Source organism: Brenneria populi (assembly GCF_036016195.1).
GTDB lineage: Bacteria > Pseudomonadota > Gammaproteobacteria > Enterobacterales > Enterobacteriaceae > Brenneria > Brenneria populi.
Genome location: NZ_JAYWTM010000017.1, coordinates 98,441 through 121,299, shown reverse-complemented (window position 1 = coordinate 121,299; position 22,859 = coordinate 98,441). Strand labels below are relative to the sequence as shown.

Genomic DNA, 22,859 nt, shown 5'->3' with positions numbered 1-22,859 from the left:
TCGCCGATCGCAAGAAATAGTCGCATGGCTCTCACTCGTCTTCTTATTAAAGATTTCCGTAATATTGCGGCGGCCGATTTGGCGCTGGCGCCCGGCTTTAATTTTTTGGTCGGGGCGAACGGCAGCGGCAAAACCAGCGTGCTGGAGGCGATTTATACGCTGGGGCACGGGCGGGCGTTTCGCAGCGTGCAGGCGGCGCGCGTTATTCGTCACGAACAGCCGGAATTCGTGCTGCACGGTCGTATCGACGCGCCCGAACGGGAGCGCTCGGTCGGGTTGAGCAAAAACCGCCAGGGCGACGGCAAGGTGCGCATCGACGGCAGCGACGGCCACAAAGTGGCCGAACTGGCGCAGCTGTTGCCGATTCAGCTGATCACGCCGGAAGGCTTTACGCTGCTGAACGGCGGGCCGAAGTATCGCCGCGCTTTTCTCGACTGGGGCTGTTTCCATAATGAACCCGGTTTTTTCTCCGCCTGGAGCAATATGAAACGCCTGTTGCGCCAGCGCAATGCGGCGCTGCGCCAGGTCGGCCGCTACGGGCAGCTGCGGGCGTGGGATCAGGAGCTGGCGCCGCTGGCCGAACGCATCAGCGAGTGGCGGGCGCAATACGCTGAGGCGATTGCCGATGATATCGCCGCGACCTGTACGCAGTTTTTGCCTGAGTTTTCTCTCAGCTTCGCTTTCCAGCGCGGCTGGGATAAAGAGAGCGACTATGCCGAACTGCTGGAGCGGCAGTTTGAACGCGACCGTATGCTGGGCTATACGTCGCTGGGGCCGCATAAAGCCGACTTTCGCATCCGCGCCGGCGGCGTGGCCGTCGAAGATATGCTGTCTCGCGGTCAGCTAAAACTGCTGATGTGCGCGTTAAGGTTGGCCCAGGGTGAGTTTCTCACCCGTTGCAACGGGCTGCGCTGTCTGTATCTGATAGATGATTTTGCTTCCGAGCTGGACAGTACCCGCCGCCGTTTGCTGGCTGAACGGTTGAAAGCCACCCGCGCGCAGGTTTTCGTCAGCGCCATCGGCGCCGAGCAGATAGCCGACATGATGGGTGAAAATGGCAAGATGTTCCGCGTGGAACAGGGTAAAATAACGGTTCAATCACAAGACTAAAATGAGCGAGAAACGTTGATGTCGAATTCTTATGACTCCTCAAGTATCAAGGTATTGAAAGGGCTGGATGCGGTACGTAAACGCCCAGGTATGTATATCGGCGATACGGATGACGGTACCGGTTTGCATCACATGGTATTCGAGGTTGTGGACAACGCTATCGACGAGGCGCTCGCTGGCTATTGTAAAGACATTGTCATCACCATCCATGCCGATAACTCGGTCTCGGTGCAGGATGACGGCCGCGGTATTCCCACCGGTCTTCATGAGGAGGAAGGGGTCTCCGCGGCGGAAGTGATTATGACGGTGCTGCACGCCGGCGGTAAATTTGACGACAACTCGTATAAAGTTTCCGGCGGCCTGCATGGCGTTGGGGTTTCCGTGGTTAACGCCCTGTCGGAAAAGCTGGAGCTGACTATCAGCCGTGAAGGCAAGGTTCATCATCAAATGTATCGCCACGGCGTGGCGCAGGCGCCGCTGAACGTGGTGGGCGAGACCGATAAAACCGGCACCACCGTGCGTTTCTGGCCGAGCCTGGAAACCTTTACCAACGTAACCGAGTTCGAGTACGACATTCTGGCCAAACGCCTGCGCGAGCTCTCCTTCCTGAACTCCGGCGTTTCCATTCGCCTGATCGATGAGCGGGTGAAGGATAAGGCGGACCATTTTCACTATGAAGGCGGGATTAAAGCCTTTGTGGATTACCTCAATAGAAACAAGACGCCGATTCATCCGACGGTGTTCTATTTTTCCACGGTGAAGGATGACATCGGCGTGGAAGTGGCGTTGCAGTGGAATGACGGTTTCCAGGAAAATATTTACTGCTTTACCAACAACATCCCGCAGCGCGACGGCGGTACCCACCTGGCCGGTTTCCGCGCCGCCATGACCCGTACCCTGAACACCTATATGGACAAAGAGGGCTACAGCAAGAAAGCCAAAATCAGCGCCACCGGCGACGATGCGCGCGAAGGGCTGATCGCCGTGGTTTCCGTTAAAGTACCCGATCCGAAATTCTCCTCGCAGACCAAAGATAAGCTGGTGTCGTCGGAGGTGAAGACCGCCGTCGAATCGCTGATGAATGAGAAGCTGGTGGATTACCTGATGGAGAATCCGTCGGACGCCAAAATCGTGGTGGGTAAAATCATCGACGCCGCCCGCGCCCGCGAGGCCGCCCGCAAGGCGCGCGACATGACCCGCCGTAAAGGCGCGCTCGATTTGGCCGGCCTGCCGGGCAAGCTGGCGGACTGTCAGGAGCGCGACCCGGCGCTGTCCGAACTCTACCTGGTGGAAGGGGACTCGGCGGGCGGCTCCGCCAAACAGGGGCGCAACCGCAAGAATCAGGCGATTCTGCCGCTGAAAGGCAAGATCCTCAACGTCGAGAAGGCGCGCTTCGATAAGATGCTCTCTTCCCAGGAGGTGGCGACGCTGATCACCGCGCTGGGCTGCGGTATCGGCCGCGACGAGTACAACCCGGACAAGCTGCGTTACCATAACATCATCATCATGACCGACGCCGACGTCGACGGCTCCCACATTCGTACGCTGTTGCTGACGTTTTTCTATCGTCAGATGCCGGAAATCGTCGAGCGCGGGCATGTCTACATCGCACAGCCGCCGCTGTACAAGGTGAAAAAAGGCAAGCAGGAACAGTACATCAAAGACGACGACGCCATGGATCAGTACCAAATTATGCTGGCGCTGGACGGGGCGACGCTGCACACCAACGCCGCCGCGCCGGCGATGGCGGGCGAGCCGCTGGAAAAACTGGTCGCCGAGCATTACGCGGTACAGAAAACGATTAACCGCATGGAGCGCCGTTTTCCGCGCGCGTTGCTGAATGGTTTAATCTATCAGCCGACCCTGACCGAAGCGCATTTAAGCGATCGCGAACAGGTTCAACAGTGGATTGAAACGCTGGTCACGCGTCTGAATGAGCAGGAGCAGCACGGCAGCGCCTACAGTTTCGTTATCAGCGATAACCCGCAACGGCAGATGTTTGAACCGGTGCTGCGCGTGCGGACCCACGGCGTGGATACCGATTATCCGTTGGATTATGGCTTCGTCACCGGCGGCGAGTATCGTAAGATCAATCAATTGGGCGAGAAGCTGCGCGGTTTGATTGAAGAAGACGCTTATATTGAACGCGGCGAACGCCGTCAGCCGGTGGCCAGCTTCGAGCAGGCGCTGGACTGGCTGGTGAAAGAGTCCCGTCGCGGCCTGGCCGTGCAGCGTTATAAAGGTCTGGGTGAAATGAACCCGGAACAGCTGTGGGAGACGACGATGGATCCGACCAGCCGCCGTATGCTGCGCGTTACGGTTAAAGACGCCATCGCCGCCGATGAGCTGTTTACCACGCTGATGGGCGACGCGGTGGAGCCGCGTCGTGCGTTTATCGAAGAGAATGCGCTGAAAGCCGCGAATATCGATATCTAATCGGGTAAATCGTCCGCTTTACTCCACCCTAACCCTCCCCCTGCCGGGGAGGGAATCAAGCCGGCTCTCTTCTGAGCCGGCTTTTTTATGGCTGACGTGCTGCCGCCAGCCACCCTTCGGGCCGTCGCCAGCGACGTTTAAAATTACTTCCGGCTAAGATTTTTATACCGCGACGGCTCGTTGTCTGGCGCTGAGCAGCTCCTGGCGCAGCGCGATCAGCGCGGTAATCAGCATAAAAATAACCGCCGACCAGAAGATGGCCTGCGGATGACCGTGGTCCAGCAGCCAGCCGAACAGCACCGGGCCCGCCGCGCCGCCGATATTAAATCCGGTGGAGACAATGCCGAAAACCCGCCCTTCGGCGCCGGCGGGAGAGGCCGCGCGCACCAGCATATCGCGCGAAGGCGCAATCATACCGGAGAGAAAACCGGCGGCGCTCAGCAGCGGAATTAACGCCGCAACCGGCAGCGGGTAGATGGCGACCAGTGTGATTAACCCTGCGGTTATGGCCAGCGCCGCCGTCGCCACCAGCCCGTGGCGTCGGGTTTTATCCGCCAGCGCGCCGCCGGCCAGTACGCCGAAGGCGCTGGAGAACAGGAAGAAGGTCAGCACCACATTGGCCTGCGACAGCGTCAAGCCATAGCCGGTCACAAACGCCGTAACCGAAAAGTTCTGGATTGACGCGGTGCTCAGGTTTAGCAGCAGGAATAGCGTCAGCAGCGCCATGATGGGCAGCGTAAAAAGCGCGACGCGGCGGCGTTCGCCCGGCTGCGCGCTCCCCTGCACGGCGCTCCGGCGTTGGATCGGCTGGTCGCGTTCGCTTAATAACAGGGGAATCGTCAGCAGCCCTATCGCGCCGGCCACGATAAATGCGCTGCTGGTCCCGGCGTAGGCGGCTACCGCCAGCAAGATCCCCGGGGCGATGGCGGTACCGAAGAAGCCGGAGAAGGTATGAATCGAGAAGGCCCGCCCCATGCGTTTTTCATCGATTCCGCGCGACAGCAGAGCGTAATCGGCGGGGTGATAGACCGCATTCGCTACGCCCGCCAGCGCCATCGCCGCCACCAGCCAGACGTAGCTGCTGGAAAAACTTAACGAGAGAAAACACAGGCTGCCGAGCGTCAGCCCGGCGGTCAAGGTGCGGCGCGCCCCGATGCGGTCTACCATAAAGCCGATCGGCGTCTGCACGCAGGCGGAGACGATGTTGAATACGCTTAGCGCGAAGCCCAACTCGACGAAGCTGATATTGCGCTGTTCGGATAGCAGCGGGATAAGGGCGGGCAGCACCATCATGTGAAAATGGCTTACTAGGTGGGCAAAGGAAATTTGAGCCAGCAAGGGAAGCTTTATTCGTTTCATTTTTCGTCGTCAGCAGGCGATGGTGAATTTACATGCATCTCTTCTTGTGAAAGAGGGTGCGGCAAGAGGGCGTCGTTTCTTGAGGGCGCTAAGAGGCAATATTATCATATTGCTCATATTATTAGCGTTCGATCTTTTTATCGCCGCCGCGACTCTTATCGGCGGATGATTGAATCGGCGCAGCGGGCCGGCGACGCCGGCCCGCTGTCCTGATGGCTAGTCAAGAGAGTTTGAATACCCGCACGGCCTGGGTGAGCTGTCTGGCCTGGTCTTCCAGCGAAGCCGCCGCGGCCGACGCTTCCTGCACCAAAGCGGCGTTCTGCTGCGTAACGCCATCCATTTCGTGCACCGCCTGCGTGACCTGGCAGATGCCGCGCGACTGCTCGTCCGACGCCGAGACAATTTCATCCATAATGTCTTTCACCGACGTCACCGCGCTCAGCATGTCCCGCATGGTGGCGCCGGCATTTTGCACCAGCCCCACGCCGTTTTCGACGCGCCCGGCGGATTCGGCGATCAGCGCGGTGATATCTTTCACCGCGCTCGCGCTGCGCTGGGCAAGGTTGCGCACCTCATTGGCCACCACCGCGAAACCGCGTCCCTGTTCACCGGCCCTGGCGGCTTCCACCGCGGCGTTCAGCGCCAGAATATTGGTCTGGAAGGCGATGCTGCTGATGATGCTGGTGATATCGGCGATCTTTTTCGAACTCTCATCGATTTCTCCCATAATATTGACGACCTGACCGACGATCGCATCGCCTTTTTGCGCGATCTGCGCGGCGTTCTGCGCCAGGCGCGTGGCGTTATGGGCGTTATCCGCGTTCTGTTTCACCGTCGCGGTGATTTGTTCCATGCTGGCCGCCGTTTCTTCCAGCGCGGCGGCCTGCTGTTCGGTGCGGGAGGCCAGATCCGTGTTGCCCGCGGTGATTTCGCTGGCGCCGTGGCTGACGGAAGCGCTGGTGGCGAGCAGTTGCTCTACGATATCCCTCAGCCGCGTCTGCATGGTATGCATCGCGTAAAAAATACTGTGATCGTCTTTGGCCTGCAGCGGAATGGGCTTGGTTAAATCCCCCTGCGATACCGACAGCGCGGCCTCGGCGGCTTCGGCCGGCTCTCCGCCGACGGTGCGCAGTACCTTGCGGGTGAAAATAACGCCCACCACGGCGGAAACCACGACGATGCTCAGTAGGGTCAGCAGTATGGCGATATTGCGCTGCTTCACGGCTTCCGCCATCACCTGATTGACCGGGATCGCCAGGCCCAGCACCCAGGGCGTGCCGGTATTGCCGATGGCGATCGGGGCGTTGATGTTGAACACCTCGGTATTCAGCGTGTCGCTATGGCGCTCCTGTATGCTGATTTTTCCGTTCGCCACGCTCTCCAACAGTGCCTGACTACTTTGGGACCTCTCACCAATCCGCTTCGCATCCGGATGCGCGATAAAGACGCCGGTGTGGGAAAACATCTGGGCGTAGGCGCCGGGATAGGGACGAATGAGGCCGACGAACTGTTGCAGGCTGGCGAGCGAGAAGTCGGCGGTGACGGAGCCGTAAAACTTGCCGTTGATCATAATGGGGACGGCGAGGGAGGTCAGCAGCGTATCCACGCCGTTATAGCTATAGCTGTAGGGGTCCAGAATAACCTCTTTTTGCAGCTTGCGCGGCAGCAGATAGTAGTCGCCGCTGCCGGGCGTTTCGTAGTCCGTCAGGTTGTGCAGCGCGATGTTGCCGGCGGGGTCGCGGTCGACGTAGCGGACGAAGCGGCCGTTGGGGTCCTGATCGGGCAACGCGGCGTACTGGCGATCTTTTCCGTCGAACGCGTCGGGCTCCCAGGCCAGCGACATGGAAAGCAGTTCAGGATTATTTTTAAGCGTATCTTTTAACATAGCCTCCGCGGTGCGGCGATCGGGGTTGCCCACTTCCTGCAACGTTTTTACGTTTTGCACCAGCGAGCGGGCGGCGGAAAAGGCGCTATTGAGTTTATTCTGCATCGAAGAGATATTCGAATACGTCATCTGGGTCAGGAATTCCTGGGCGATATACTTTTGCTGCTGGCCGGATTGCCAGAGCAGCAGGCCGACGGTAATCATAAATCCCAATGCGATTGCGGTGATGGTGCTGATTAATACCAGGGCCCGGGTGGAAAGTTTCTTTTTTTTAGAAAATAGCGGCTGAGATGAAGAATAGGAAACCAATTCGTTTGACATCGGGTCGTCCCCTTTTAACCAAAATGCCTAATAGTAAGAGCAGCCGGCCGCGCTTTTTTCACCGTCGAATGGCATGTTATGCCGGTGGATTTCAAGGCCCGGAGAGGGGCGAATCATAAGGCCAGCTCACCGGCGGCCGGGGATTGATGTGATAAAGATCACTTGAAATTTATCGACCCAATCCCTTGTTTCTTTAGTGGTTTTCAGCCGCCGGTTTGAAGAAATATTTATTACGCTATCGCTACACAAATTCGCTTACCGCCGCGGATAGCGTTTTTTTTCGCCGTAAGAAAAGTTGTAAAAAGGGCTGTAATCCGTCGGAAACGTTATATCCGCTATTATTCTCTGACGAATCCCTGGTTTTCCGCCGGCTGGCGCGCGGAGAAGAGAGGGCGATTCGCCGGTATGACGGCCGTTAACGCTAAACAATTCGCATTCGCGTATTGCATTTTTCGGGCTTTCATTGCTGAATCGCGTTAGCATAAAAACAGTCATGTGCTGCTGGAAAAACTATGTCTATTAAACTGATCGCTATTGATATGGATGGGACGCTGCTGACGCCCCAGAACCAAATTTCGCCCGCCGTAAAATCCGCCATCGCCGCCGCCCGGGCAAAGGGCGTCCAGGTGGTGTTGGCTACCGGCCGTCCGTTTATCGGCGTGGCTCCTTACCTGGCCGAGTTGGATTTACAGCAGGAGGGCTGCTACTGCATTACCAACAACGGCGCGCTGGTGCAGCGCGCCGTCGACGGCGAGTGTGTGGCGCAGACCACGCTGAGCTTTGACGACTATCTCTACTTCGAAGCGCTGGCGCGTAAGCTCAATGTTCATTTCCACGCGCTGGATTTCAATTTCGTCTATACCGCGAATAAAGACATCAGCGCCTATACCGTCCATGAGTCGAACCTGACCGGGATGCCGCTGAAGTATCGCGCGGTGGAGGAGATGGACCGCAGCCTTCGGTTTCCGAAGCTGATGATTATCGATGAGCCGCCGGTGCTGGATCGCGCTATCAGTCAGATTCCCCCGGAAGCGTTCGAGCACTACACCCTGATGAAGAGCGCCGAGTTTTATCTGGAAATTCTGGATAAGCGGGTTAATAAAGGCGAAGGCGTGAAAATGCTGGCCGAACACCTGAAGATTCCCCGTGAAAGCATCATGACGATGGGCGATCAGGAAAACGATCTGGCGATGATTGACTACGCCGGAATTGGCGTAGCGATGGGCAACGCCATCGATAAGGTGAAAGCGGCCAGCCAGTTCGTCACCAAAACCAATGCGCAGGACGGCGTGGCCTACGCGATTGAGAAATTCGTTCTCAACGCCTGAATCTCTTCTTATCCCCGATAGCGGGTCGGGGATAGTTATTTCACCCATCGTCTCTTAGCGCCGCTCATCGCACTTTGTCAGCGAACTCAAACGCTTTCGGCGTTTTTGTCCCGTAATTCGAATTATTCGGCGCGTAACCATTTTAAATAGATAAATTTCGCAATTAATTATTCGATAAAAGCAATTGGGGGATAATTGAGCGAAATATATATAGTGTCCTAATTTATTTTAATGTCAGGCAATTCGCTATTTTTTCCTTCATCACTTCGGTGACCTGATTGACTAACAGGCTTCTGGGAATTTGCGGCGGGTAAACCGCGCAGTACGCTATTTTTATATTAGGATTAAATGGCTTAACAATAATCGGCAAGGGACTGTTCAATGCGGTAATAAAATCCACGATGCCGATGCCGATATTTTTCGCCGCCAGCGCGCAGCTGTTGGCCATCGAGGTTTCAATCGGATTATGCAAATAGCCAATTTCGTTGCGGATCGATATATCGATTTGCGCCCGTAGCGGCGTGGTTCTCCCCGGCAGAATGGCCCGGTAATGGATGAGGTCGGCAATGGTAATCCGCTCCGCTTCCGCCAGAGGATGCGCCATCGATAGTACGGCTACGGCGCTGGCTTCACCCAGCGGTTCGGCCTCCAGGCTCTTGTTGCCGCTCTGGCCAAAGATAAAGCCCACGTCGTAGTGGTTGGCCGCAATGGCCTCGCTGATATGGCTTGTGCTTTCTATGTCTAAAAACAAAGAGATATCAGGATACTCCTTGATTAGGGCCGGGAGCATATCCTGCGAACAGAGCGGCGATAGCGCCTGAACCGAGGCGATGCGCAGCACGCTGCCCTTGGCGTGACGGATTTCATCGGCGATGAGGGCGATGTGATCCAGCCCCAGATAAAGGCGATCCACCTCCCGATAGAGCTTCATCGCTTCGGCGCGGGGAATCAGGCCGCGCTTGTCCCGGTCGAACAGCTTCAGGTTCAGGGCGTCTTCAAAGTCCCGAATCAGGCGGCTTACCGCAGGTTGGGTAATGTGCATCATGTGGGCGGCCGCCGTGATCCCGCCGGTAAGGATGACTTTATGAAAAGCCTCAACCTGGCGGGGATTGATTCGCATATCCTTCACTCCGAAACATAATATTTGGTTATCGATTTAACAGAAAATGTAATTTTTATTTGTTTAGTCTAACGCATAGACTTCAGGAATATAATATTTTATGCATGACATAAATCCGCCATGGAATAGAGAGGTTAGTGCATGAAACAATCAACAATGGCATTATTTTTTACGTTTTTATTTTCATCTTCACCTTTGGTTTCCGCCGCCGATTTGAATATCGGCTTGGCGACATCCACCACGTCAATGGATCCTCAGTTTTATGTGGGCGGACAAAATAGCGCAATGGCGCGTAATATTTTTGACGGTTTAGTTTCTCAGGATGAAAAACAACAAATTTCTCCGGCTTTGGCCGTATCGTGGAAAATTATTGACGATAAAACCTGGGAATTTTCATTACGACCGGGCGTGAAGTTTCATGACGGCGGCGATTTTACCGCCAAAGATGTTATCGCCAGTATCAAACGCATCGCGCTGGCGTCAAAAAACAGCCCGAGTTCTTACGCGCCTTACGTCAACGAGATTGCCGACGTTAAGGCGATCGATCCGTTAACGGTTCAGATCGTGACCAAGGGGCCGGCTCCCCTGCTGCTGAATAACTTAAGCCGGATTTCAATTTTGCCCGCCCGTCTCGAAACGGTGCCGACGGAGACGCTGAATGCCGGGAAGGACGTGATTGGAACCGGCCCGTTCAAGTTTGTTTCCTGGGTGCCCGATGACCGGGTCGTTCTTGAGCGTAATGACAACTATTGGGGAGAAAAAGCCGAGTGGGACAAGGTTACCGTTCGCGTATTTAAAAACAGCAGCGCTCGCGTAGCCGCCATTTTATCCGGTGATGTGGACATGATCGAAAGCGTTCCAACAGCCGACAGCCGTAATATTTTAAAAAATAATCAGTTACGTACGATTTCAACACCAGGGAATCGTATTATTTATCTGCATATGGACCAGCAGCGCGACGTATCTCCGTTCGCCAAAGGTCCTGACGGCAAAAATCCGTTATTAAAAAAAGAGGTCCGCGAGGCGATGTCTTTGGCGCTTAATCGTCAGGCCATCGTCGACCGTATTATGGACGGGCAGGCCACGCCGGCTTCCCAACTGGTGCCTAAAGGGTATTTCGGCTACTCCGCCTCCATTCCTGCGCCGGTTTACAACCCGGAGAAAGCCAAACAGGAGCTGGCGGCGGCGGGCTACCCCGACGGCTTTACGCTGACGTTTCATGCTTCAAACGACCGTTATCCCAATGACGCTAAAATCGCCCAGGCCATCGGTCAGATGTTTACCCGCGTCGGGATAAAAACCGACGTGGTGACGATGCCGGGCAGCGTCTATTTCTCGCGCGCGGCGCGCCTTGAATTCAGTTTGATTATGGGCGGCGCGGCCATCGAAACCGGGGAAGCGTCGGGCGTTCTGGGGCCGCTGCTGGAGACCTTCGGTCCCAACGGCGGGCAGGGCAACCGCGGCCGCTACTCCAACCCCGCGTTTGATAAAGCGCTGCTTGAGGCCCGCGCTACGATGGATAGCGCGCGGCGGGAGGCGCTCTTGGACGAGGCGATGAACATCGGTATGGACGATCGGGGCGTGATTCCGGTGATGTTCCTGTCCAATACCTGGGCGATGAAAAAGCAGTATACCTACGTGGGGCGCTCCGATGCCTACACGCTGCCCTATTTCGTTCGCTCCGCCAAATAACCAACGGCTAAGCAAGAGGACCGCCATGAGCGCATTCCGCGGCGTTTTTCCCTATCTGGTATCACCGATTACGCCGCACGGTCAGGTTGACCGTGCGGTATTGGCCCGGCTGACGGAGCATCTTATCGGCTGCGGCGTTCACGGCCTGGTGCCGCTGGGCAGCACCGGCGAGTTCGCCTATCTCTCCGCCGCGCAGCGGGAAGAGGTGGTCAAAACGGTGATCGACGCCGCCCGCGGCCGCGTGCCGGTGATAGCCGGCGTGGCCTCGACCACGATTCGGGACGCGCAAGAGCAGACCCGGCGCTATTGCGATCTGGGCGCCGACGGCATTCTCGCGATACTGGAAGCCTATTTCCCGCTTCAGGACAGCGGCGTGGAGAGCTACTTCCGCGCCATTGCGGACGCGGCGCGCAACAAACCGGTGGTGCTCTACACCAACCCCCAGTTTCAGCGCTCCGATCTCAGCCTGCCGGTGATTGAACGGCTGAGCCAGGTCGATAACATCCGCTATATCAAGGACGCCTCCACCAATACCGGGCATCTGCTGTCCATCATTGAACGAACCCGCGGCCGGATGGAGGTTTTCTCCGCCTCCGCCCATATTCCCGCCTGCGTGATGCTGATCGGCGGCGTTGGCTGGATGGCCGGTCCGGCCTGCATCGTTCCCAAGCAAAGCATTGCCTTGTACGAAGCCTCCCGCTCGGGCGACTGGGTAACGGCGATGGCGCTGCAGCGCCCGTTGTGGCGTATCAATGAAATTTTTGCCCGTTACTCCATCGCCGGCTGTATTAAGGCGGCGCTGCAATTGCAGGGATTCGCCGTGGGGGAGCCGTTGCCTCCGCAGACATCGCTGGATGAGCGGGCGCGCAAAGAGATCGCCGAAGTTCTGGCGTCCGTCGGCGCGTTATAAGCGCCATAAAGTCTAAAAGTTTAAAAAAAGGAACGGTCGTCGGATGAGTTCTGTGCCGATTATTATTGATTGCGATCCGGGAATTGACGACGCTATCGCGCTGCTCAGCGCCTTTGTCTCCCCTGAGCTGGAGATTCTCGGGATCTGCGCGGTGTGCGGCAACCAGCCGCTGGCGCGCACGCTCCATAACGCGTTGCAAATTACCGAACTGGGGAGACGCGCGGATATTCCCGTCTACGCGGGGTGCCACCGTCCCCTTTTCCGCGATCCCATTCATGGGCAGTTTCATGGGGAAAACGGTTTGGGGAACATGCGTTTACCCGAACCGCGCAAGTCGGCCGAGTCTCAGCATGCGGTGAGCTTTATCATTGAACAATGCGAACGGGCCGCGGCCGCCGGTAAGCCCATCACCCTATGTACGCTGGGGCCGCTGACTAACCTGGCGACCGCGCTGATTATGAAACCCGATATTGTCAACGGCATTGCGCGCGTCGTGATGATGGGCGGAGCCTACCGGGAAGCGGGCAATCGCAGCCTGACGTCGGAATTCAATATGCTGGCCGACCCTCACGCGGCGTACGTGGTGTTTTCTTCATCCCTCGCCATTGTCGCGCTGCCGTTGGACGCGTCCCATCAGGTGATTCTGACGCCGGCGCACGTGGCGCGGTTTATCGCGCTTTCCGGGCGAATTTCCGCTCCGCTGGGGGAAATGATGGCGTTCTGGGATCGCAACGATATTCGCCGTTACGGCTCCCGCGGCGGGCCGTTGCACGATCCGTTGGTTATCGCCTGGCTACTGGCGCCGGAGTGTTTTCAAGCCGAAAAAGCGCGGGTCTACGTTGAGCATGAAAGCGAGCTGTGCATGGGGCAGACCGTGGCCGACTGGTACGGCAAGACCGACGAACAGCCCAATGTGGATGTGGTGACGCGCGTTGATGCCGAAGGGGTTTTCGCGCTGTTTGCCGAACGTCTGAGCCGCTATGAAGAGTCAGCCTGATATGGTCAGAGAACGTATTATTATTGATACCGACCCCGGTGTGGATGATGCGATCGCCATCTGGCTGGCGATGGCGGCGCCGGAGCTGGAGATCCTGGGCGTCACGGTGGTGGCGGGCAACGTGCCGCTTGCGGATACGCTGGTTAACGCCTGCAAGGTGGTGGGGCTGAGCGGCAGACGCGACGTGCCGGTTTTCGCCGGCGCGCCGAGGCCGCTGGTGCGCGCGCAGGTCTACGGAAAATACGCGCATATCGGCGCATTCTCGTCGGAGCTGGTGCCGGACTCCTCTTTCCGTTCGCAGCGGGAGCATGCGGTCGACTTTCTGGTGCGCGCCGCGCGCCAGGCCGCGGCGGACAACAACCCGATTACCCTGTGCGCGCTGGGGCCGTTGACCAACCTGGCCTTGGCGCTGCGCCATCATCCGGATGTCGCCCGCGGCATCAAACGGATTGTGACCATGAGCTGCGCCTTTGGCGCGTTGGGCAACCGCGTTCCCTGGGCGGACTTTAACGTTTATGCCGATCCTCATGCGGCGGAAATCGTGTTTTCCTCCGGCGTGCCGGTGGTGATTATGCCGCTGGATATGACCTTTCAGGCGCTGATTCAGCGGGAGCAGGTCGATGACCTGGCGCGCCGCGGCGGTGCGCCGGGGGCGGCTCTGGCGGCGCTGTTACGCCGCTTCGATCGCAACGAGGTGGCGCGCTTCGGCCGTGAAGGCGCTCCGATTCACGACGCCACGGTGGTGGCGTGGCTGCTCCGGCCGGAACTGTTTAGCGGCGTCAACGCCGCCGTCGGGGTGGAGGTGTGCGGCCGTACGGCGGGCTATGTGTTTGCCGACTTTTATCATAAGCTCGCCGAGCCCGCCAACGCGCTGGTGATGCGGGATATCGACGAGCAGGGCTTCCTGTCGCTGCTTGCCGACTACCTGAGCCGCTATGGTGGCGAGGAGAGCTGATGATTGCCTACCTGTTGAGCCGTATCGGACAGACGTTCCTGACGCTGATCGTCATGTCGGTGCTGGTATTCGCGGGGGTTTATCTGGTGGGGAATCCGGTGGATATGCTGCTGGGGGCTACGGCGACGCCCGCTGAAAGAGCGGCGGTGATCCAGTCATTCGGTCTGGACAAGCCGGTCTGGGAGCAGTACGGACTCTTTGTGCTGAACGCCGTGCAGGGCGATATGGGGAACTCCTTTATCTTTAACCAGCCGGCGCTGACGCTGATTTTTCAGCGTATGCCCGCCACGCTGGAGCTGGCGATGACGGCGTTCGTCATCGCGCTGGTTATCGGCGTCCCGCTTGGCATTTATGCCGGCCTGCGCCCGGACGGCGCGGTATCAAAATCGATCATGACGTTTTCCATCTTCGGCTTTAGTCTGCCGACCTTCTGGATTGGTCTGGTGATGATTATGCTGTTCAGCGTCAAGCTGGGGCTATTGCCGGCATCGGGGCGCGGACAAACCGGCGATCTGTTCGGCGTTCCCTTCAGCTTCTTGACCAAAGACGGCCTAGAGCACCTGATCTTGCCGGCGTTCAATCTGGCGCTGTTTAAAACCTCGCTGATTATTCGCTTGATGCGCGCGGGCGTGATCGAGTGTCTGCAGCAGGATTACGTGCAGTTCGCCCGCGCCAAAGGGCTGTCGGAAACCCGGATTGTGCTGGTGCACGTGCTGCGCAACACCCTGATCCCGCTGATTACCGTTATCGGCCTGGAGCTGGGGTCGCTTATCGCCTTTGCCGTGGTGACGGAGACCATCTACGCCTGGCCCGGCATGGGCAAGCTGATTATCGATTCGATAGCGGTGCTCGACAGGCCGGTGATCCTCTCTTATCTGATGATTACCGTGGTGATGTTCAGCGTCATCAACCTGCTGGTCGACCTGCTGTATGTGCTGGTCGACCCGCGTGTCCGGCTGGGAGGGAACCGCTGATGCCCGCCAATACGGTACATCGACGCGCGCCCGGGCGGGAGCGCAATCGCTCCTCCCTGACGCGGGTTTCGATCGCGCTGCTGAAAAACAGACTGGCGCTGTGCGGCCTGATTATGCTGGCGCTCTTTATCCTGCTGGCGCTGTGCGCCCCGCTGCTCTCGCCGCAAAATCCTTACGATTTGATGCAGCTTGATATCATGGACGGACGTCTGCCGCCGGGCTCCGACAGCCTCGGCGGAATCACCTATTGGCTGGGGACCGACGATCAGGGGCGCGACTTGCTTAGCGCCATTTTGTATGGCACGCGCATCAGCTTGGCGGTCGGTTTTTCCAGCGCGCTGCTGGCCCTGCTGATCGGCGCGTCGCTGGGGCTGATCGGCGCCTATGCCGGCGGCAAAACGGACGCGCTGATTATGCGTATCGTCGATATTCAGCTCAGTTTCCCGCCGATTCTGATCGCGTTGATTTTACTGGCGGTGCTGGGGCAGGGCGTCGATAAAATCATCCTGGCGCTGGTGGTGACCCAGTGGGCTTACTACGCGCGAACCATCCGAGGGTCGGCGCTGGTCGAACGGCGCCGCAGCTACGTGGATGCCGCGCGCAGTATGGCCTTATCCAATCGACGGATCCTGTTTCGTCATATTCTGCCGAATTGCCTGGCGCCGTTGATTGTGGTTGCGACGATGCGCATTGCCTACGCCATTATGCTGGAGGCGACGCTCTCTTTTCTCGGCATCGGCCTGCCGGTGACCGAACCGTCGTTGGGGTTATTGATTGCAAACGGTTTTGAGTACCTGATGTCGGGCGACTACTGGATCAGTTTTTTCCCCGGGCTGACGCTGCTGCTGCTGATTGTGGCGATCAATCTGGTTGGGGACGCGCTGCGCGATATCCTCAATCCACGGCATGAAGGGGGGAGTTCATGACGTCGCCAATTATGTCGGTATCGCATCTCACCACGGCCTTTCGGGTGAACGGCGAGTGGATGGATGTGGTGCGCGACCTCTCGTTCGCTATCGGCGAGAAAGAGACCGTCGCCGTCGTGGGAGAGTCCGGCTCGGGCAAGAGCGTGATGGCGAAATCCATCATGCGGCTATTGCCTGTCGGGCAGAGCCGCATCGCCGGGGAGATTCATTTCGGCGGCGCCGAGCTCCTCTCCTTGTCGCCGCGCGAAATGCGCGATGTGCGCGGCAATCGCATCGGAATGATTTTTCAGGAGCCGATGACCAGCCTTAATCCGGTATTGCCGATCGGCTACCAGATTACCGAGGTGCTGCACCGCCACCGCGGCATGGATGGCGCGCGGGCCAGGGCGGAAGCCGTGCGCCTGCTGGAGAGGGTGCGTATTCCCGGCGCGAAATCGCGGCTCAATGAGTATCCGCAAAGTTTTTCCGGCGGCATGCGCCAGCGCGTGGTGATCGCCATCGCGCTGGCCTGCAATCCGCGGCTATTGATCGCCGATGAGCCGACCACGGCGCTGGATGTCACCATTCAGGCGCAGATCCTGGCTTTGATTAAAACCCTTCAGGAAGAGGAGGGGATGTCGGTACTGTTTATTACCCATGATATGGGCGTGGTGGCCGAGGTCTCCGATCGCACGTTAGTCATGCATCAGGGCGAGATGGTGGAGAACGCCGTCACCCGGGAAATTTTTCACCATCCCAAACACCCTTACACCCGCATGCTGCTCTCCGCCGTACCCAGACTGGGCGCCATGTCGGGCTGCGGCCTGCCGCAGCGTTTCCCGCTGGTGGATCGCCAGACCGGCGAGAGCCTGCCGATACCGAAAACGGTCGACACCGTCGGCGGCGGCCAACCGATATTGGCGGTGAAAAACCTGGTGACCCGCTTTGCTATTCGCTCCGGTTTTTTCCGGCGTTTGGCCGGGCGGGTGCATGCGGTGGAAAATGTCTCTTTCGATCTCTGGCCCGGCGAAACCTTGTCGCTGGTGGGGGAGTCGGGCTGCGGGAAATCCACCACCGGCCGCTCGATCGTCCGTCTGACCGAGGCGGACGGCGGGGAGATTCTGCTGCGGGGGCGCAATCTCCTGACGGCGGATAAGCATGAGCTGTCCGAATATCGCCGGCAAATTCAGATGGTTTTTCAGGATCCCTACGAAAGCCTGAACCCGAGAATACGGGTGGGCGACGCCATTGCCGAGCCGATGCTGGCGCACGGGCTGGCCGGGGCGAAAGAGGCCCATGCCCGCGTCGGGAAACTGCTGGAACAGGTCGGTTTGCCGGGCTGGATGGCGGAACGCTTCCCCCACCAGTTCTCCGGCGGGCAGCGGCAGCGGGTATGTATCGCCAGGGCGCTGGCGCTGGAGCCGAAAATTATCATCGCCGATGAGTCTGTCTCGGCGCTGGATGTTTCCGTTAAGGCGCAGGTCATTAATCTGATGCTGGATTTACAGCAGCAGCTGGGGCTCTCTTTCCTGTTTATTTCCCACGATATGGCGGTCGTTGAGCGGATAAGCCACCGCGTGGCGGTGATGTATCTGGGAGAGATCGTCGAGATTGGGCCGCGCGCCGCCATCTTCGGCAACCCGCAGCATGAGTATACCCGGCGGCTGATTGCGGCGGTGCCGATCCCCGATCCCGACGTCCGGCCGGCGCGCGCCGCGGCGAGCGACGAACTGGAAAGCCCGGTAAGAGCGCCTGATTTCGTCTGCCCGCCGCGGCGCTACCGGGAAGTCTCTCCCGGCCATTTCGTGCAGCTGTGACGGGCCGTTCCCGGCCTGTTAACTTTGCGACGCCTTGCCCGGCGCATAGCGGTTGGCGACGACTTCGCCGGAGGCTTTCACCGCGCGCAACGGCGCGGGATGCGCCAGATCGAGGTGCGGGAACAATAGCTCGCCGACCCGATAAGCCTCTTCCAGGTGCGGATAGCCGGAGAGGATAAAGGTGTCGATGCCGAGATCGGCGTATTCCCGAATACGCGCGGCGACCGTCGGCCCGTCGCCCACCAGCGCGGTGCCGGCTCCGCCGCGCGCCAGCCCCACCCCGGCCCACAGATTGGGGCTGATTTCCAGACGATCCTTGCTACCGCCGTGCAGCGCGGCCATGCGCCGCTGTCCGACCGAATCGAAGCGGGCGAAGGCGGCCTGTGCCGCGGCGATGGTGTCATCATCCAGGCGGGCGATTAACCGTTCGGCGGCGCGCCAGGCCTCCTCGGTGGTTTCGCGCACGATCACATGCAGGCGGATGCCGAATCGCACCTGACGGCCTTTGGCCCGCGCCTTGGCGCGCACTTCATCCAGTTTCTCCTTCACCTGCGCGGGCGGCTCGCCCCAGGTCAGATAAAGATCGACCTGTTCGGCCGCCAGATCCTGCGCCGCCGCGGACGATCCGCCGAAATAGAGCGGCGGCCGCGGCTGCTGCACCGCAGGATAAATCAGCTGCGCGTTTTTTACCTGAAGGTGCTTGCCGGCAAAATCGACCGTTTCGCCCTCCAGCAGCCGGCGCCAGATTTGGGTGAATTCGGCGGCGGCCTCATAACGCGCGTCGTGATCGAGAAACACGCCTTCGGCGGCCAGCTCTTCAGGATCGCCGCCGGTCACCAGGTTGAACAGCGCCCGGCCGTTCGACAGCCGATCCAGCGTGGCGGCCTGGCGCGCGGCGATGGTCGGCGAGATAACGCCGGGACGCAGGGCGACCAAAAATTTCAGCCGCTGGGTCACCGGAATCAACGACGCGGCAACCAGCCAGGAGTCCTCGCAGGAGCGGCCGGTCGGCAGCAATACGCCGCCGAAGCCCTGCTGCTCGGCGGCCTGCGCCACCTGCTGCAGGTAGCCGTGGTCCACATGGCGCGCGCCCTCCGCGCTGCCGAGATAGCGGCCGTCGCCGTGCGTAGGTAAAAACCAGAATACGTTAAGACTCATGGGGTTATCTCCTGAATGACCGTGCATGCGTTGCGGCGATGCGCCGTGGCGTAACGTTTTCGTCGCACCCCTCATCGTGAATACCGTCCGTACGCAGACCGCTTATAACCAAAAATTAAAATAAAGTGACGATTCGCAACATAAAGAGGATAAACATAGCAGGCGCCGCGCGGGTTTTTTAAATCTCAATTTCTGGTTTCGATAGTCACAAAAGGGAAAAGACATGGATGGCGCATTTTCCTTTCCACTCCGGCCCACTTTGTAAAAATCTTTCGAATATATTCATGTCTATTTTGTTAAATTGCCTGTTTTGTGATCTTGATTGTAGTACTGATTTATTTATTGGTACTACAATCATCAGCAAGAAGAAGGAACAGTGATAAATATTGTGCAGCACTTCAGCGACGCTCAGCGGTGTGCCGGGTAAAGTAGCAGCGATATGTAGCAACGTGTTTTTATTCCGCTGAGGTGACGATGAACAAACATGAACTAAGCAAAACCGACCGCATCATTCTGGCTATCGGCCAACAGATTGTCGGCGGTAAGTACGCGCCGGGAGCGCCTTTGCCGGCGGAAGCGGAACTGTGCGAAGAGTTTCAGACCTCGCGCAACATTATTCGCGAAGTTTTCCGCGCGCTGATGGCGAAACGCCTGATTGAGGTTAAACGCTATCGCGGCGCATTCGTTGCTCCGCGCAACAAGTGGAACTACCTGGATACCGACGTTTTGCAATGGGTGCTGAGCAGCGATTACGACCCGCGCCTGATCGGGGCGATGAGCGAAGTACGTAATCTGGTTGAACCGGCCATCGCCCGCTGGGCGGCGGAACGGGCGACCTCCAGCGAGCTGGCGGTGATTGAACAGGCGCTGAACGACATGGTTACGCACCACCAGGACCGTGATGCGTTTAATGAAGCGGATATTCGTTTTCACGAAGCGGTGCTGGCATCGGTACATAACCCCGTATTGCAGCAATTGAGCGTGGCGATCAGCTCGTTGCAACGGGCAGTATTTGAACGCACCTATATGCCGGATAACGAAAATATGCCGCGAACATTGCGTGAACACCAGGATCTTTATGATGCCATCCGGCATCAGGATGTTGAAGCAGCGGAACGGGCGGCATTCGGTATGATCGCCAGCTCGACCAAACGGTTAAAGGATATTACATGAATGACGGTTATATCGCGATTGACTGGGGATCGACCAACTTGCGCGCCTGGCTTTATCTGGACGGCGTCTGCGTCGATAAGACGCGGTCCGAGGCCGGGGTAACGCGTTTAAGCGGCCAAACGCCGCAGCAGGTTTTTCAGCATATTGTCGCGCCCTGGCGGCAACATGACGTGCCGGTATTGATGGCCGGCATGGTCGGCAGCAATGCCGGCTGGCTGTCGGTGCCTTACCTGCCGTGTCCGATCCGCTTGACGGAGGTGGCGCGCCGCTTAACCCGAGTGGACGCGGCGCAACCGCTGGCGGCCTGGATTATTCCCGGGTTGAGCATCGATCGCGAAGATAACCGTAATGTGATGCGCGGCGAGGAGACGCAGCTGATCGGCGCTTACCGCGAATGCCCGTCGTCGCTCTACCTGATGCCGGGCACGCACGCCAAATGGGTGCGAACGGATGGCGACGCCGTGATCGATTTTCGTACCGTGATGACCGGCGAACTTCATCATCTGCTGATAAAGCAGTCGCTGATCGGCGTCGGCATCGGCGAACAGCGTCCGTCTCCGGACGCCTTTCAACGCGGGTTGGAGCAGGGATTCGCTGATGAAAACCTTATCCGTTGCCTGTTTGAAACCCGCGCGGCGCACGTGTTGGGGCGGCTGGAAAAAAGCGCCGTCAGCGACTGGTTGTCCGGATTGCTGATCGGCAATGAAGTGGCGCAGATGCAGCGTCAATATCAGGTCGCCGCCGGGACTACCGTAACCGTTATCGGCAATCCCGCCCTTGGCGCGCGTTACCAACAGGCGTTACTTAAAGCCGGACTGCGCTTTCAGCCGCTCGACGGCGACCAGGCTTTTCAGGCAGGTATAAGGAGTATTGCGAATGAGTTGGAATACTGATCTCCCCTTAATCGCCATTCTGCGCGGCATCACGCCGGAAGAGGTGCTGGCGCACGTCGCCGTGCTGTTGGAGGCCGGTTTTGACGCGGTGGAGATTCCGCTGAATTCGCCGGACCCCTACCGCAGCATTCAGTTGACGATCGAGCGTTTCGGCGGCCGGGCGCTGATCGGCGCGGGTACGGTGCTGAAGCCGCGGCAGGTTGATGAATTGAATCATATTGGCGGCAAATTGGTGGTTACGCCGAGCACCAATCAGGCGGTGATCCGCCGGGCAGTTGATCACGGCATGACGGTTTGTCCCGGCTGCGCGACGGCAACGGAGGCGTTCGCTGCACTGGATGCCGGCGCCCAGGCGTTGAAAATCTTTCCCTCCGTCTCTTTTGGCCCGGGTTACATCAAGGCGCTGAAGGCGGTGTTGCCAAAAGAGATCCCGGTGTTTGCCGTCGGGGGCGTGACGCCGGCGAATTTGGCGGATTATCTTGGCGCCGGCTGCATCGGCGCGGGGCTGGGCGGCGACCTCTATCGCGCCGGCCAATCTGTTGACGTTACCGCACAACACGCTCGTGCATTTGTTAAAGCTTATAAGGATGCTGTTCAATGAAAATTACCAAACTCACCACCTACCGGTTGCCGCCGCGCTGGATGTTTCTGAAGATTGAAACGGATGAAGGCATTGTCGGCTGGGGCGAACCGGTGATAGAAGGCCGAGCGCGTACGGTCGAGGCCGCCGTGCATGAGCTTGCCGATTATCTGATCGGTCAGGATCCGGCGCGGATAAACGATATCTGGCAGGTGCTTTACCGCGCCGGTTTTTACCGCGGCGGCCCGATTTTGATGAGCGCCATCGCCGGTATCGATCAGGCGTTATGGGATATCAAGGGCAAGGCGCTTGGCGTGCCGGTCTATCAACTGTTGGGCGGTCTGGTGCGGGATAAAATCAAGGCCTATAGCTGGGTGGGCGGCGATCGTCCTTCGGAAGTCATCGCCGGCATCAATAAGCTGACCGAAATTGGCTTTGATACCTTTAAGCTGAACGGTTGCGAAGAGATGGGCATTATCGATAATTCGCGCAAAGTCGACGCCACGGTCGCGGTGGTGGCGGAAATTCGCGCAGCCTTTGGCAATCGTATTGAGTTCGGGCTGGATTTCCACGGACGCGTTGATGCGCCGATGGCGAAAATCCTGATCAAAGAGCTGGAGCCTTATCGTCCATTATTTATCGAAGAGCCCGTTTTGGCCGAACAGGCCGAGTATTATCCGCGCCTGGCAGCGCAGACGCATCTGCCGATTGCGGCGGGAGAACGTATGTTTTCGCGTTTTGACTTCAAACGCGTTTTGGCGGACGGCGGTCTGGCGATTATCCAGCCCGACCTATCCCACGCGGGAGGCATTACCGAATGCTTTAAAATCGCCGCGATGGCGGAAGCCTATGATGTGGCGCTGGCCCCGCACTGTCCGCTGGGACCGGTTGCCCTGGCCGCGTGTTTGCACCTTGATTTCGTTTCCCGCAACGCGGCGTTCCAGGAACAGAGTATGGGAATTCATTATAATAAGGGCGCGGAACTGCTGGATTATGTGGTGAATAAAGAGGACTTCGCCATGAGCGACGGCCATTTCTACCCGTTGAATAAACCAGGACTGGGGGTGGAAATTAATGAAGAGCTGGTGATTGAACGTAGTAAACATGCGCCGGACTGGCGTAACCCGGTATGGCGTTATTCTGACGGCGCCGTAGCTGAATGGTAATTGGCCAACATTAATAAAACGTAATTAATAAAAATTAAATTTATTTTAATTGTCACTGTGTATTCAGTGGCGCGGCTTGT

The 22,859-nt window shown here is 58.3% G+C and carries 18 protein-coding genes; 14 read left to right on the top strand and 4 right to left on the bottom strand.

The window, feature by feature from the left end; all coding sequences use genetic code 11:
* Positions 1-24: 24 nt before the first annotated feature.
* Both recF and gyrB read left to right on the top strand, forming a co-directional pair.
* Complete coding sequence (recF, locus tag VSX58_RS16215) at positions 25-1,110, top strand: DNA replication/repair protein RecF (protein WP_327614833.1); 1,086 nt, start codon at positions 25-27, stop codon at positions 1,108-1,110.
* 18 nt (positions 1,111-1,128) lie between these two features.
* A complete protein-coding gene (gene gyrB, locus VSX58_RS16210; protein WP_327618994.1) occupies positions 1,129-3,546 on the top strand; it encodes a DNA topoisomerase (ATP-hydrolyzing) subunit B in 2,418 nt (805 codons plus the stop codon).
* Positions 3,547-3,708: 162 nt separating this feature from the next.
* Here the strand turns inward: gyrB and VSX58_RS16205 are convergent, their stop codons facing one another.
* Positions 3,709-4,905: an MFS transporter gene (locus VSX58_RS16205; protein WP_327618993.1), complete on the bottom strand. Its 1,197-nt coding sequence runs from the start codon at positions 4,903-4,905 to the stop codon at positions 3,709-3,711.
* A gap of 220 nt (positions 4,906-5,125) precedes the next feature.
* Complete coding sequence (locus VSX58_RS16200) at positions 5,126-7,111, bottom strand: methyl-accepting chemotaxis protein (RefSeq protein WP_327618992.1); 1,986 nt, start codon at positions 7,109-7,111, stop codon at positions 5,126-5,128.
* 512 nt (positions 7,112-7,623) lie between these two features.
* Here VSX58_RS16200 and yidA point away from each other — a divergent pair.
* The gene (yidA, locus tag VSX58_RS16195; RefSeq protein ID WP_327618991.1) at positions 7,624-8,439 is read left to right on the top strand and encodes a sugar-phosphatase; all 816 of its coding nucleotides are present in this window, start codon (positions 7,624-7,626) and stop codon (positions 8,437-8,439) included.
* 223 nt (positions 8,440-8,662) lie between these two features.
* Here yidA and VSX58_RS16190 read toward each other — a convergent pair whose 3' ends face one another.
* On the bottom strand, positions 8,663-9,559 hold the full coding sequence (locus tag VSX58_RS16190; RefSeq protein WP_327614828.1) for a LysR family transcriptional regulator: 897 nt from the start codon (positions 9,557-9,559) through the stop codon (positions 8,663-8,665).
* Positions 9,560-9,700: 141 nt separating this feature from the next.
* On the opposite strand from VSX58_RS16190, the gene VSX58_RS16185 reads away from it, so the two are divergent.
* The 7 genes from VSX58_RS16185 to VSX58_RS16155 are packed head-to-tail and all read left to right on the top strand — an operon-like array spanning position 9,701 to position 17,809.
* Complete coding sequence (locus VSX58_RS16185; RefSeq protein ID WP_327618990.1) at positions 9,701-11,251, top strand: ABC transporter substrate-binding protein; 1,551 nt, start codon at positions 9,701-9,703, stop codon at positions 11,249-11,251.
* A gap of 25 nt (positions 11,252-11,276) precedes the next feature.
* Entirely contained in the window at positions 11,277-12,161 is an 885-nt protein-coding gene (locus VSX58_RS16180; RefSeq protein WP_327618989.1) for a dihydrodipicolinate synthase family protein, read from the top strand.
* A gap of 43 nt (positions 12,162-12,204) precedes the next feature.
* A complete protein-coding gene (locus tag VSX58_RS16175; protein WP_327618988.1) occupies positions 12,205-13,158 on the top strand; it encodes a nucleoside hydrolase in 954 nt (317 codons plus the stop codon).
* 1 nt (position 13,159) lies between these two features.
* Entirely contained in the window at positions 13,160-14,113 is a 954-nt protein-coding gene (locus VSX58_RS16170; RefSeq protein ID WP_327619039.1) for a nucleoside hydrolase, read from the top strand.
* On the top strand, positions 14,113-15,087 hold the full coding sequence (locus VSX58_RS16165) for an ABC transporter permease (protein ID WP_327618987.1): 975 nt from the start codon (positions 14,113-14,115) through the stop codon (positions 15,085-15,087). The genes VSX58_RS16170 and VSX58_RS16165 overlap by 1 nt, the downstream gene beginning before the upstream one ends.
* Positions 15,087-16,013, top strand: a complete 927-nt coding sequence (locus tag VSX58_RS16160) for an ABC transporter permease (RefSeq protein WP_327618986.1) — start codon at positions 15,087-15,089, stop codon at positions 16,011-16,013. Before VSX58_RS16165 ends, VSX58_RS16160 begins: the two co-directional genes overlap by 1 nt.
* A complete protein-coding gene (locus VSX58_RS16155) occupies positions 16,010-17,809 on the top strand; it encodes an ABC transporter ATP-binding protein (protein WP_327618985.1) in 1,800 nt (599 codons plus the stop codon). Before VSX58_RS16160 ends, VSX58_RS16155 begins: the two co-directional genes overlap by 4 nt.
* 18 nt (positions 17,810-17,827) lie before the next feature.
* Here VSX58_RS16155 and ssuD read toward each other — a convergent pair whose 3' ends face one another.
* Positions 17,828-18,967: an FMNH2-dependent alkanesulfonate monooxygenase gene (gene ssuD, locus VSX58_RS16150; RefSeq protein ID WP_327618984.1), complete on the bottom strand. Its 1,140-nt coding sequence runs from the start codon at positions 18,965-18,967 to the stop codon at positions 17,828-17,830.
* Positions 18,968-19,441: 474 nt separating this feature from the next.
* Here ssuD and dgoR point away from each other — a divergent pair, with 474 nt between their 5' ends.
* Genes dgoR through dgoD form a run of 4 tightly spaced genes read left to right on the top strand, consistent with a single transcriptional unit; the run spans position 19,442 to position 22,779 of the window.
* Positions 19,442-20,140 carry a D-galactonate utilization transcriptional regulator DgoR gene (gene dgoR, locus VSX58_RS16145; RefSeq protein WP_327618983.1) on the top strand — a complete coding sequence of 233 codons (699 nt, stop codon included), beginning with the start codon at positions 19,442-19,444 and terminating at the stop codon, positions 20,138-20,140.
* Positions 20,137-21,033, top strand: a complete 897-nt coding sequence (locus VSX58_RS16140; protein WP_327618982.1) for a 2-dehydro-3-deoxygalactonokinase — start codon at positions 20,137-20,139, stop codon at positions 21,031-21,033. The genes dgoR and VSX58_RS16140 overlap by 4 nt, the downstream gene beginning before the upstream one ends.
* The gene (locus VSX58_RS16135; protein WP_327618981.1) at positions 21,017-21,634 is read left to right on the top strand and encodes a 2-dehydro-3-deoxy-6-phosphogalactonate aldolase; all 618 of its coding nucleotides are present in this window, start codon (positions 21,017-21,019) and stop codon (positions 21,632-21,634) included. The genes VSX58_RS16140 and VSX58_RS16135 overlap by 17 nt, the downstream gene beginning before the upstream one ends.
* On the top strand, positions 21,631-22,779 hold the full coding sequence (dgoD, locus tag VSX58_RS16130) for a galactonate dehydratase (protein WP_327618980.1): 1,149 nt from the start codon (positions 21,631-21,633) through the stop codon (positions 22,777-22,779). The genes VSX58_RS16135 and dgoD overlap by 4 nt, the downstream gene beginning before the upstream one ends.
* The last annotated feature ends 80 nt before the right edge of the window (positions 22,780-22,859 follow it).